Here is a 10,792-nt window from a genome sequence, read left to right on the forward strand (position 1 = left end):
GGCTTCAACAAAGTTCCTTTGGCCGGCTTCGTTCGGAAGCAGCCACATCGCGCTCGTCGCGCCGTGCCGGAACATTGCCGCCCTTGTGCTGTTAGGACGCCGGCAGCCCCGACGATGCCCGATGTTGGCAACGCCGATGATCAAAGGAGATTTCAATGTCCCAGTCGCAAACGACCACCAATCACGACGAAATCCGCAAATGGGCGGAGGAGCGGGATGGACGGCCGGCAGTGGTTCGCACCAAAGGGGCGGGCGGCATCCTGCGGATCGACTTCGGCAAACCCGAGGAAGCATTCGAGCCGGTCGAATGGGACGAGTTCTTCCGCATATTCGACGAGAACGATCTGGCCTTTCTTTACCAGTCCAAGACTGGTGACGGACAAACCAGCCGTTTCAACAAGTTCGTCGAGCGCAACCAGAAAGGCGAATGACGCACTTCGAGCCGGCCGATTTGCCTGACCTGGTTCTCGGGCAAATTTTTCTGGATGCAGTGGAACAATAGAGGGCTCCGATCCTTCGGTCGCTGAACCACAGCCGCAGCAAGGATCGAAGGCTTGGGCCTGAGCGCAGGAGGCGGCGGGGCTGGATAGGCGTCAAAAGCTGGAAACCCGCTACTCGTCCTGCCGTGAAACCAAAACGCCGCTCATCAGTCGTCCTGCTGCTTGCGGTGGCGGTGTTTTTCGATTTCCTCGGGCTCTTCATCGTCGATCCACGTGATGTTCGAGGCATTGTGGTCTGATCGCAGGATCTCATCCAGTTTGGCGTGAATGGCCTGAGTGTCGCGGTGCTCGGCACGCTGGATGAACAGCGTCATGGCCCACGTAAACAAGGTAGCCGCTCCATGCCAGTCCAGGGTTTGTCGCTCGAAGATCATCCAAAGGATTGCGTAGACCAACAGGATCAGGAATGCCGCGGGGCGGGAGGTTAATGTGCCGATTGAAGTAAGCACGCCGGTGACGGGATGATTGGCCATGCGAAAGAACTCGCGGCAGTGACCGTGGTTCCCGACCGCAGTGCATCGCGCCGGCACGAACCAGCTAGGCGCGACGGATGAATTCACGGCGCAGTGCTTGCCGATCGCAGCTACAACGATGACCACTCGATTGCCGGGCGCGCAATCATCAGCCAGAAAATGGCGAGCACGGCGCCGAAAGCTGGGAAGCCGAAGACAAACCAGCGTCTGAACAGCTGATGGTAGCGCTCGGGAGGAGGTTGGTTGGAGAGTGCGGCCTGTGTGGCTAGATTTCGCATCTCGATCTGCATCCACACGACAGGCAGCCAGAACAGGCCCGTTAAGATGTAGAGCAGGATCGAGAGAACGATCCATCCTTCGGACAGCGAATACCCCGCAACCCTAGCGAGGCCCAGTCCGGTCAGAGGTTGTGCGACAACGGCCGTAGCCGTGAACAGGAAATCCGCCAGCACGACAATGCGGGCGACGGCTGCGATCGTCGCGGCATTCCCGGTCCGGTGTGCCAAAAGCATGAAAAAAGCAATGCCGGCACCAGTTCCGAGCAGCACAGCAGCGCCGATCACGTGCAGGTATTTAAGCACGAAGTACATCATCAGCGTTCCTCCAGAATGGCCAGCGCTGCAAAATGCAGAACGAGGATCGGGAGGATTTTGATCAACGGACCGAGTGGCTCAAGCCAAAGATCCGGCCGCAGAATGCTCCCAGCGATCGCATAGAAAAGCGATACCGCGATTGCGCCGAAAAGACCAAGCCGGCTGGTTGGGCGCCAGGCGATAAGCGCCCCGACGGCGATGTCAGCCAGCGCGCCGGCGACTACCGCCGGTTCGGCCAAGGGGCCGGCAGCAGTGCCAATCAGCAAATCAACTCCGCTGCGCCAGCCGGCAGTGAGGGAAATGATGCCCGTCATGATCCAGAAGAGCGGCAAGATGACAAAGAGCGCCGGCTTGACGAAGTAAAGACCGGCGAACCATCGCTCCTGCACCGTCGCAGGATTTAAACGCAGTGCAGATGTAAGACTTGATGGTTGAATGCCGGTCGCCGTCATCCAGGGTTGGGGATCGCCGACAGCGCCACGGGCAATCTCTTTTGCTGCATTGCTGCGCATCGGCGGGCGCCAGCCCAGCTGAGCCGCGGCATCCCCGAACCTGTACAAGATAGCTGCGGCCCAATTGGGCAAGATGAACTCCCGAGCACTGCTCCATCCGAACCAGCGGCGATAGCGACCCACGACCTCGCTCATCGAAAGTGCCTCGGGCCCAGCCAGGTCCAGCGTGAGGTGCGATGGGCTGCCGGGTTTGAGGAAGAACAGGACGGTGGAGATCACGTCATCGAGCTGGACGACTTGGAGACGGCCCGTGTCGGGCATCAACGGCAAGAGCGGCAACGCCGCGAGGCCGCGAAAAAGTGCACTTGCGCCGAAGGCCGGCCTTCCCAGTACTACGGAGGGGCGCAGGATGACCCAGTCAAGGCTACGTGCCATCAGTGCCTCATCGCCGGCGAGCTTGCTGGCGGAAAAGGCGGACGGCTGCTGGCGATCGACCCCGATGGCAGAAAAGTGGATCACCTTATTCATACCTGCGTGCTCACACGCGGTGAAGAGAGCCGAGGCGCCGGTAGAATGGACATGCCGGGTGTTTTCCCGGGCACTATCCTGCAGGACGCCGGCACAGTTTACGACGGCGTCCACACCGGCGAGATAGGGGGTCCAGTCCTGAGGTCGCAAGGCCCGCGCCATATCCAGGGAAACGGTTTGGATCTCCGGGTGGACGCCAGTGTCTGCGTGGTGAAGCACGCGGACCACTTCATGACTCTCGCCGGCCAGGCGCGCGCAAAGCGCGGCTCCAATCAGACCTGACGCGCCGGTGACGAGAATTTTCATTCCTTCCTCCAGCCGTTCGCCAGCGCGTGCCCGTCCATCAACCCAGCGGCTGCGCCTGGGAGAACTCTAGCAAAGCCGAAGCCGGTGGTCTCACGCCGGGTGGAACAGGTTCCGGGCATCAACGCAGCCAAAGGTGAGCCGGTACGGTGAGTTCGCATCTGCAGGTCAACTTCGCCGGAAGTTCGTCGCCGGCTCGGCGCAATCGCGGAGGTCGTTATGAATGTGAGTTGCAGCCTTGGCGGCGTCTCCGAACGCAACAGCAATTTGATTGAGCCCCTCGGCCACGTCGCCAATGGCATAGAGTCCTGGCGTTGAAGTCTCAAGGTGTCGGTTGACCAGGACATAGCCTTCTGCGTCACAGTTAGCCCCCAGAGCAACCGCGAGTTCGGAGCGTACGTCGCTGCCCATCGAAGGGTACACCACATCGATGTTGCGCATCGGGGCGCCCTCGGCCATGACGACATCGAACCCGGTTCGTCGAGGGATCAGGTCATCGACAGCGTCCCAGATTTCAACTCCGCCTGCCAAGGCGGCGCCGCGGGCAGCTTCGGAAACATCATCCTGGTTATTGGCGAGCAAGGCGACCTGACTGCCATATCCCTTCAGGAACAGAGCCTCCCTGACGGCGAGATGCTCCGGACCAACAACGCCGATGCGGCTACCCCGGGCCTCATATGCATCGCAAACCGGGCACAGTCTGACAATGCCGGTTGCGATCGCCTCCTCCAGTCTTTCAATGGGAGGTGCCTTGTCCACAATGCCCGTTGCCAGAATCACGCGCCTTGCTTGGACAATCCCGCAGGTGGTCGTCAGGACAAAAAAACCCTCGCGTTTTTCGGCGTGGCCTACGCAACCATGGACAAGGCTCGCGCCGTATAGCTGTGCCTGGGCTCGTAGGCGGCCGAGCAGTTCTTCCCCGCTGATGCCGTCGGGGAAGCCGGGACAGTTGCGGGATTTTGGGATGAGCTTGGCACGCGCATGCCCCGCGTCGAGCGAGATCACCGAACGCAGAAACCTGGCTAAATACATGGCTGCAGCGAGCCCCGCGGGGCCGCCGCCGACGATGGCAACGTCAAAAACTTGTTCGCCCGAAAAACTTGGTTCGCCCGAAAAGCTTGGCATAGGGCCTAACTTCAACTCAACAAGCTTGTTCCACAGGGTCGAAATGGACGCAATCAGGATGCACACTGCGCGATAAGAGTGAACTCCAATCGAGTCGTGAAGAGAAACGCCACTGCCTCATCAAGCCTGCAAAAACCTCGTGGCTCCCAACGCTGTGAGTACAGCGCCACTGGGAAAGTGAACGCATCATGGAACTTCGGCTCATCGTCGCGCTTAGTTTGGCGAAAGGGTGGTCTGAGATGAGCGCGACCAGAGAGTTTTTTCAAAACTGGCTACAGGAGAATGTCGGCACACTTCCTGGTCGAGAGGAAGTCAGCGTCGCGGTGCTCGCTCAGCAATTCGAGCAAGATGCCGAGGTGGCTGGTTATGGGCGTGAAGTAAGGGAGGACGAACTCGGAAACATCGAAGATGCTATCGTGCAAGCGATCGAGAACGCCGGGTCCGGGGTGCAGAGCCCGAGCTCCGAAAAGAGCGATCCGGCACCTGTAATGGACGCGTTGGAGGTCGATGATGCCAAGAGCGGACCGTAGCCCCTGACACCTTCTTCTGTTCGCCTGAACAAGCCCCCCGGGCTGCTATACGAGCTGAAAAACGGACCTTAGGTGCTTTCCCGTTAGTTCCATGCACCATCGAGGAACATTCCTGCCGCCACCGCGTTAGGAAAGTTCCTTCACACCCGGTGCGCCCGTGCTGACTGCTACCCTTCCAGGCGAATGGCTGACCCGGCATGATCAGGGTCACATCTCGCGGCGGGCCGCTCTTGCGGGTATTTGTTGCTGGCTATTGGGTGCTTCCGCTGAAGCCGCGCCACAGCCATCGCCGCTCGTGCGATTTGGCGTGCTGGGATTTGGCACCGCCGCCTGGGAAGTTGACGTCATGCGGCGACATGCGTTGGACACTGTGCACGGCGTATCAATCGAGGCTCAGCGGCTTGCCGGTACCGAAGCCGGTAAGACCGCATTGCTGGCGGGCAGCGTCGACGTCATCGTTTCGGACTGGGTGTGGGTCATGCGCCAGCGCAGCGAAGGCGCTGATCTGGTCTTCTATCCCTATTCTCGTGCCGTCGGCGCGCTGGAACTGCCGCAAGGCTCGCCCATTCGAACTCTTGCGGACCTCAAGGGCAAAAGGCTGGGGATCGCAGGTGGTCCGCTGGACAAAAGCTGGATCCTGTTGCGCGCGCTCGGCCTCCGTCAGGTGAAGCGCGATCTTGCTGAAGAGGTGGAGCCAGTGTTCGGCGCGCCGCCTTTGTTGGAGCAGGAATTTCTGGCGGGGCGACTGGATGCACTGCTGACGTTCTGGAATTTCGCCGCCCGTCTCGAGTCAGAGGGGGCAAGGCCTCTGCTCAGTGTCGCGCAAATCCTGCAGGGGCTTGGCCTATCCGTGGACTTGCCGATGCTCGGCTACGTCTTCCATGAAAGCTGGGCGCGGGCCAACCCGATAGCCCTCGCGCGATTCACGAGCGCGACCGCGGCAGCGAAGTCGCTGCTCGAGTCTTCGGACGACGAATGGCGGGTGCTCGCGCCCCAATTGGGCACGGACGATCCTCACCTACAGGCGGCGTTACGCGCCGCCTATCGAGCCGGAATCCCTCGTCGGTTCGGCAAAGCCGAACGTGATGGCGCGGCCCGGTTGTTTGCAATCCTGGCCGAATTGGGCGGCGAGGATCTAGTCGGCAAGGCGACGAGCCTCGATCCTGGTGTCTTCCGGGCCATACCGGCTTGAGCTCGCGCCAATGACCGATGTCCCAGCGTTCCCCATCATAATGCAGCGTTGGCAATCGGCTGCGGCATTGCTGACCATGGTGCTCGTCTGGCAGATTGCATCATCGATCGCCGCCGATCGCCTGTTTCCTGGTCCGGTCCAGGTTGTTTCGGTTCTCCTGCACGAAGTGGTTCGGGGCGAGCTGCCATACCATTTGGGCATCTCGCTTGCGCGCGTCGTGGCAAGCCTCGGGTCGGCAATCGTCATCGGCGCGGCCCTTGGCTACGCGGCAGGCCGCTCGCACAGAGCCGACATATGGATGAGGCCTTGGATCGTGTTACTCCTCAACATGCCGGCGCTGATCACGGTCATTCTAATTTATATCTGGCTTGGTCTTGCCGAGACCGCGCTTGTCCTTGCGGTCGCGCTCAACAAGATCCCCAATGTCGTGGTGACTATTCGTGAAGGCGCCAGCCGGCTGGACAAGGACTTTGCCGAAATGGCTGAGCTCTATCGCTTCGGGCGTGCTGCAAAGCTGCAGCATGTCTTGCTGCCGCAATTGGCGCCGTTCTTTCTCGTCACCCTGCGCAGCGGGCTGGCACTAACGTGGAAGATCGTGTTGCTCGCCGAACTGCTCGGCCGCTCCAACGGCGTCGGGTTCCAGCTACAGGTCTATTTTCAGAACTTCGACGTCACCCACATCCTTGCCTATGCGATCAGCTTCGGCGTTGTGATGCTTGCCATAGAGTATGGACTGCTTGTGCCGTTGGAACGTCGTCTGTTCGCCTGGCGACGCTGATGCTGAGGATCAGGATCGAGGACAAGACTTTCCCCGGTGACGACGGACAGCGCCGGACGATCTTTCGCGCGCTGTCGCTTGATATAGCCGACGGACAGGTCTGCGTCCTGACCGGCCCTTCCGGTGTCGGCAAGTCGACGCTGCTGTCGATTGTTTCGGGCGTCGACCGCGAATTTCGCGGCAGCGTGAGCGGACGACCGCTTCCGATAGGCATGCTGTTCCAGACACCGAGGCTGCTGCCCTGGCTCACCGCCTTGCGCAATGTAGAGATGGCCATCCCGGATCGCGCGCCCGATGCGGCCCGGTGGCTTGCCGCTGTCGGCCTGAAAGGCAATGAGAAGAGCTATCCGCAGCGACTCTCGGGCGGCATGGCGCGGCGCGTAGCGCTTGCCCGGGCGCTCGCCGTAGAGCCTGCGCTCCTGCTCCTCGACGAGCCATTCGCTTCACTCGACGAGGCGACCGCGCAAGCCATGCGCCGCCTGCTGCAGGATTGTTTCGCCAGTCGGCGGACTACCACGCTGCTGGTTACGCATGATCTCGCCTATGCCTCGTCGCTGGGTGATCGGGTTATTGTTCTGGAGGGACCGCCGGCGCGCATCGTGCGCGATGTCGCAATCTCTGGTGGCCATGAAGCGGGATCGTCGCGCTTTGGGCTGGGGGCGACACAATGAGACTGTTGCTTGGCCTTCTCTTTCTTTTGCTGATCACCGGCCCTGGCGCCACCGAGCAACAGACGATGGTGATCGGGTATATCGGCCAGGAGCGCAAAACGGCTCTGCCCCTGGGACCCCTTGATGAAACCGTCACTGACGGCGGCCTGCAAGGCGCTCGGCTGGGCATTGCCGACGACGAAAGCACCGGCCGGTTTCTTGGGCAGAAATTTCGGCTGGAGGAAAGAATATTGAAACCAACCGAAACGCCGGACGACGCGGTAAGACAATTCGCCGATGCCGGCATCGCCTTTGTCGTCGCCGATCTCGACGCCAGTCAGCTTCTACAGGCCAGTGCCGCGCCCGGTGCCGAGCAGATGACGTTGCTCAACAGCCGGGCGCCGGACGACGTGCTTCGCCAACAGGACTGCCGTCGGAACGTCCTGCACACGATCCCGAGCCGCGCCATGCTCGCCGACGGGCTGGCGCAATATCTCGCCTGGAAGCGCTGGCAGCGTTGGTTCCTGCTTGTGGGGCCGCATTCGCAGGATCAGGCGATGGCTGCGGCCTTTCGACGGGCGGCGGCTCGCTTCGGAGCCGAGATCACGATCGACCAGCCGTGGACATTCAGGCCCGCCAACGGACGTGCCGATACAGGGCATGTCACGCTGCAGACCGAAATACCGGCAGTCACGCAGGTCAGCGACTATGATGTGCTCGTGGTCGCCGACGAGGCGGATGAATTCGGCGCCTATCTGGAGGGCCGCACTGCGCTGCCGAGAATCGTCGCCGGCACGCAAGGGCTTGTCGCCATAGGCTGGAGCGCTGTCAGCGAGGAATGGGGCGCCACGCAACTGCAGGACCGTTTCCACAGGCAGGCAGGGCGCTGGATGTTGCCCAGCGACTACGCGGCCTGGCTCGCTGTGCGCAGTATCGGCGAAGCGGCGACGCGCCTGCACAGTCTCGATCCCGCGGCAATCGGCAGATATATACGCGGCGACGCGTTTCTTCTCGCTGGCTTCAAGGGGCAGGGGCTTAGTTTCCGTCCCTGGGACGGACAGATGCGCCAGCCCATTTTGATCGCCGGGCCTCGCCTCTTGATTTCCAGCTCACCGCAACCGGGTTTCCTGCATCAGCGCACGCCGCTCGACACGCTGGGCATCGACCTGGAGGAGAGCACATGCAAGTTCGGATGACGCTGTTGTTGGCGGCGTTCGCTCTTGCTGCTCCCGCCGCCGCCGAGACCATCTACGTTTCCAATGAGCAGGATAATACGGTCGCGGTCGTCGACGGCGTGACGATGACTTTGCTGGCGACGATCGATGTCGGCCGCCGCCCGCGCGGGCTGGCGCTGTCGACCGACAACAAGATGCTTTTCGTCGCGGAAGGCGACGACAACCGCATCGACGTGGTCGACGTCGCGAAGCGGCGGGTCGTCGGCGAATTGCCTTCGGGAGCCGATCCGGAATTCTTCGCAGTCCATCCCGATGGCAAGCGGCTGTTCGTCGCCAACGAGAATGACAATCTGGTGTCGGTGGTGGACATCGCCGCGGCCAAGGTCATCGGCACCGTGGATGTCGGCGTCGAACCGGAAGGAATGGCGGCCAGCGCCGACGGCCGCTATGTCGCCTGCACTTCGGAGACCACCAGCATGGTGCATCTGATCGACGCAGGCACGCTTGAACTCGTCGACAATCTGCTGGTCGATACCCGGCCGCGCGCGGCTTTATTCTCGCCGGACGGTAAGCAATTCTGGGTGTCCTCGGAGATCCGGGGCACTGTCACCGTCTTCGACACGGCAACGCGCGCGCAGACCGGCAAAGTCGAGTTCGAGGTGCCGGGTATACGACGCGAGGGTGTGCAGGCGGTCGGCATGGCGACGTCTCGCGATGGCACGACCGTCTATGTGGCGCTCGGCCCCGCCAACAGGATTGCGGAAGTCGATGTGAAAACGCTGGCGGTCCGTCGGCTCTACCTTGTTGGTCAACGACCCTGGCACGTTGCGCTCTCCGGCGACGAGAAGCGCCTGGTCAGCGCAAACGGGAATTCCGGCGATATTTCGCTTATCGATCTGGAAAACCAGGAGGTGGTGAAATCGCTGCCGGTAGGGCGGGGGCCGTGGGGCGTCGTGATCGGGCCATGAACGCCTTATCGGTCGAGAATCTGGGCCATAGTTTCGGAAGCCGGCGGGTTCTCGACGGCGTCTCCTTCTCTGTGGCCCAAGGCAGGATGTGCATCTTGCTAGGCCGCAACGGCGCCGGCAAGACGACGCTGTTCTCGCTGATCACCGGTCTTTATCACGCCCGCTCCGGCTCGGTGCATGTCTTCGACCAGGCGATGGATGTCAACCCGTCCGCCGCGTTGGCGCAGATGGGCGTCGTCTTCCAGTTGCCGACCCTCGATCTCGATCTGACAGCCCGCGAGAACCTGCGTTACCACGCGGCCTTGCATGGCCTTAGCCAGGCCTTGAGCAAGGAGCGCTCCATCCACGAACTCGGCCGGCTGGATGTGCTGGACAGGATCGACGATCCTGCCCGAGCGCTTTCCGGGGGGCAGCGTCGCCGTGTCGAGATAGCACGCGCTCTGATGCATAGCCCACGCCTTTTGCTGCTGGACGAGCCGACCACCGGGCTCGACGTGCCGGGCCGCCACGCGCTCGAGCGGCACGTGCGGGAGCTTTGCCGCCAGCGCGGCATTGCCGTCCTGTGGGCAACACATTTTCTGGAGGAACTAACGGCGGATGACGATGTGGTGGTGCTGCATCGAGGCACAATCCGGTGGGCCGGCCGCGCCGATCGGCTGGCTGCCGATCTCGGTGTGGCGAGCACGGGCGAGGCCTTCGCGTCGCTGACGGAGTCCGAATGAAAACGTCTCACGCAGTGCGCGCGCTCAACGGCATCCTGCGCAGGGAGATGCTGCGCACGTTGCGGCAACGCGGCCGGCTGCTCTCGGCGATGGTGCGGCCGCTGGTCTGGCTGGCAATCTTTGCCGCTGGCTTCCGCTCCGTTCTCGGTCTGTCGATCACGCCACCCTACCAGACCTATGTTCTCTATGACGTATATGTGGTGCCTGGGCTAGCGGCCATGATGCTGCTCTTCCATGCCATGGCGAGTTCGCTGGCCATGGTTTACGATCGCGAGATGGGCAGCATGCGCCTGTTGTTGACCGCACCATTGCCGCGCTGGTACCTGCTTGCGGCGCGCCTGCTGGCCAGCGTGATCGTCGGCGTGCCGCTGGTCTATTTGTTTCTGTTGATCGCGCGTTTCTGGGATGTGCGGCCGCCCGTTCTCGGCTACGTCGCGGTATTTCCGGCGCTCGTGCTGGCGGGCCTCATGCTTGGCGCGTTCGGACTGCTTGTCTCCTCGGTTTCGACACAGATGGAGAACTTTGCCGGTGTCATGAATTTCGTCATCTTTCCGGTGTTCTTTGCCTCGACGGCGCTCTATCCGCTGTGGCGGCTTGCCGAGGCGGGACCGGTGCTGGCAACAATCGCCGCCTGGAACCCGTTCAGCTCGGCGGTCGAGCTGATACGCTTCGCGCTCTATCTGCGGTTCGATCCTGTCGCGGCGGTTGTGGTCCTTGGCTGCCTCATCGCCTTCTTCCTCGCGGCGGTCATCGGCTATGACCCCGGCCGCGGCTTGTGGTCCCGGCGCGGCGGCGAGGGATGA

Annotated in this window: 13 protein-coding genes; 9 read left to right on the forward strand and 4 right to left on the reverse strand. The window is 62.0% G+C overall.

Annotation, left to right across the window (positions count from 1 at the left end; all coding sequences use genetic code 11):
- Window positions 1–155: 155 nt before the first annotated feature.
- Window positions 156–431, forward strand: coding sequence for a hypothetical protein (locus tag NLY42_RS15840; protein WP_023667991.1), 276 nt, complete (start codon window positions 156–158; stop codon window positions 429–431).
- Window positions 432–646: 215 nt separating this feature from the next.
- On the opposite strand, the gene NLY42_RS15845 is transcribed toward NLY42_RS15840, so the two are convergent.
- From NLY42_RS15845 to NLY42_RS15860, 4 genes are all read right to left on the reverse strand, one after another.
- A complete protein-coding gene (locus NLY42_RS15845) occupies window positions 647–973 on the reverse strand; it encodes a low affinity iron permease family protein (protein WP_023754479.1) in 327 nt (108 codons plus the stop codon).
- A gap of 110 nt (window positions 974–1,083) precedes the next feature.
- Window positions 1,084–1,566 carry a DUF2269 family protein gene (locus tag NLY42_RS15850; RefSeq protein ID WP_023681104.1) on the reverse strand — a complete coding sequence of 161 codons (483 nt, stop codon included), beginning with the start codon at window positions 1,564–1,566 and terminating at the stop codon, window positions 1,084–1,086.
- Complete coding sequence (locus tag NLY42_RS15855) at window positions 1,566–2,852, reverse strand: SDR family oxidoreductase (RefSeq protein ID WP_023754478.1); 1,287 nt, start codon at window positions 2,850–2,852, stop codon at window positions 1,566–1,568. The genes NLY42_RS15850 and NLY42_RS15855 overlap by 1 nt, the downstream gene beginning before the upstream one ends.
- 165 nt (window positions 2,853–3,017) lie before the next feature.
- Window positions 3,018–3,974, reverse strand: coding sequence for an NAD(P)/FAD-dependent oxidoreductase (locus NLY42_RS15860; RefSeq protein ID WP_031214590.1), 957 nt, complete (start codon window positions 3,972–3,974; stop codon window positions 3,018–3,020).
- Window positions 3,975–4,162: 188 nt separating this feature from the next.
- Between NLY42_RS15860 and NLY42_RS15865 the strand changes: the two genes are divergently transcribed.
- The 8 genes from NLY42_RS15865 to NLY42_RS15900 all read left to right on the forward strand — a co-directional run bounded on the left by NLY42_RS15865 (window position 4,163) and on the right by NLY42_RS15900 (window position 10,792).
- Window positions 4,163–4,504, forward strand: a complete 342-nt coding sequence (locus NLY42_RS15865; protein WP_023667997.1) for a DUF768 domain-containing protein — start codon at window positions 4,163–4,165, stop codon at window positions 4,502–4,504.
- 157 nt (window positions 4,505–4,661) lie between these two features.
- The gene (locus NLY42_RS15870) at window positions 4,662–5,696 is read left to right on the forward strand and encodes an ABC transporter substrate-binding protein (RefSeq protein WP_031244374.1); all 1,035 of its coding nucleotides are present in this window, start codon (window positions 4,662–4,664) and stop codon (window positions 5,694–5,696) included.
- A 10-nt stretch (window positions 5,697–5,706) separates the two neighbouring features.
- A complete protein-coding gene (locus NLY42_RS15875; protein WP_023754476.1) occupies window positions 5,707–6,474 on the forward strand; it encodes an ABC transporter permease in 768 nt (255 codons plus the stop codon).
- Window positions 6,474–7,145, forward strand: a complete 672-nt coding sequence (locus NLY42_RS15880; protein ID WP_050591104.1) for an ABC transporter ATP-binding protein — start codon at window positions 6,474–6,476, stop codon at window positions 7,143–7,145. The genes NLY42_RS15875 and NLY42_RS15880 overlap by 1 nt, the downstream gene beginning before the upstream one ends.
- Entirely contained in the window at window positions 7,142–8,320 is a 1,179-nt protein-coding gene (locus tag NLY42_RS15885; RefSeq protein ID WP_023754474.1) for a lanthanide ABC transporter ABC transporter substrate-binding protein PedA1, read from the forward strand. Before NLY42_RS15880 ends, NLY42_RS15885 begins: the two co-directional genes overlap by 4 nt.
- Window positions 8,305–9,267, forward strand: a complete 963-nt coding sequence (locus tag NLY42_RS15890) for a PQQ-dependent catabolism-associated beta-propeller protein (protein ID WP_023754473.1) — start codon at window positions 8,305–8,307, stop codon at window positions 9,265–9,267. The genes NLY42_RS15885 and NLY42_RS15890 overlap by 16 nt, the downstream gene beginning before the upstream one ends.
- Entirely contained in the window at window positions 9,264–9,989 is a 726-nt protein-coding gene (locus tag NLY42_RS15895; protein WP_023754472.1) for a lanthanide ABC transporter ATP-binding protein PedB/LutE, read from the forward strand. Before NLY42_RS15890 ends, NLY42_RS15895 begins: the two co-directional genes overlap by 4 nt.
- Window positions 9,986–10,792 carry a lanthanide ABC transporter permease protein PedC gene (locus NLY42_RS15900; RefSeq protein ID WP_023713344.1) on the forward strand — a complete coding sequence of 269 codons (807 nt, stop codon included), beginning with the start codon at window positions 9,986–9,988 and terminating at the stop codon, window positions 10,790–10,792. The genes NLY42_RS15895 and NLY42_RS15900 overlap by 4 nt, the downstream gene beginning before the upstream one ends.

The organism is Mesorhizobium sp. C372A (genome assembly GCF_030323245.1).
In the GTDB taxonomy this organism is placed as follows: Bacteria; Pseudomonadota; Alphaproteobacteria; order Rhizobiales; family Rhizobiaceae; genus Mesorhizobium.

Coding starts and splice junctions, on each gene's coding strand:
- NLY42_RS15840 (WP_023667991.1), top strand. CDS start 156: ATGTCCCAGTCGCAAACGACCACCAATCACGACGAAATCCGCAAATGG.
- NLY42_RS15845 (WP_023754479.1), bottom strand. CDS start 973: ATGGCCAATCATCCCGTCACCGGCGTGCTTACTTCAATCGGCACATTA.
- NLY42_RS15850 (WP_023681104.1), bottom strand. CDS start 1,566: ATGATGTACTTCGTGCTTAAATACCTGCACGTGATCGGCGCTGCTGTG.
- NLY42_RS15855 (WP_023754478.1), bottom strand. CDS start 2,852: ATGAAAATTCTCGTCACCGGCGCGTCAGGTCTGATTGGAGCCGCGCTT.
- NLY42_RS15860 (WP_031214590.1), bottom strand. CDS start 3,974: ATGCCAAGCTTTTCGGGCGAACCAAGTTTTTCGGGCGAACAAGTTTTT.
- NLY42_RS15865 (WP_023667997.1), top strand. CDS start 4,163: ATGGAACTTCGGCTCATCGTCGCGCTTAGTTTGGCGAAAGGGTGGTCT.
- NLY42_RS15875 (WP_023754476.1), top strand. CDS start 5,707: ATGACCGATGTCCCAGCGTTCCCCATCATAATGCAGCGTTGGCAATCG.
- NLY42_RS15880 (WP_050591104.1), top strand. CDS start 6,474: ATGCTGAGGATCAGGATCGAGGACAAGACTTTCCCCGGTGACGACGGA.
- NLY42_RS15885 (WP_023754474.1), top strand. CDS start 7,142: ATGAGACTGTTGCTTGGCCTTCTCTTTCTTTTGCTGATCACCGGCCCT.
- NLY42_RS15890 (WP_023754473.1), top strand. CDS start 8,305: ATGCAAGTTCGGATGACGCTGTTGTTGGCGGCGTTCGCTCTTGCTGCT.
- NLY42_RS15895 (WP_023754472.1), top strand. CDS start 9,264: ATGAACGCCTTATCGGTCGAGAATCTGGGCCATAGTTTCGGAAGCCGG.
- NLY42_RS15900 (WP_023713344.1), top strand. CDS start 9,986: ATGAAAACGTCTCACGCAGTGCGCGCGCTCAACGGCATCCTGCGCAGG.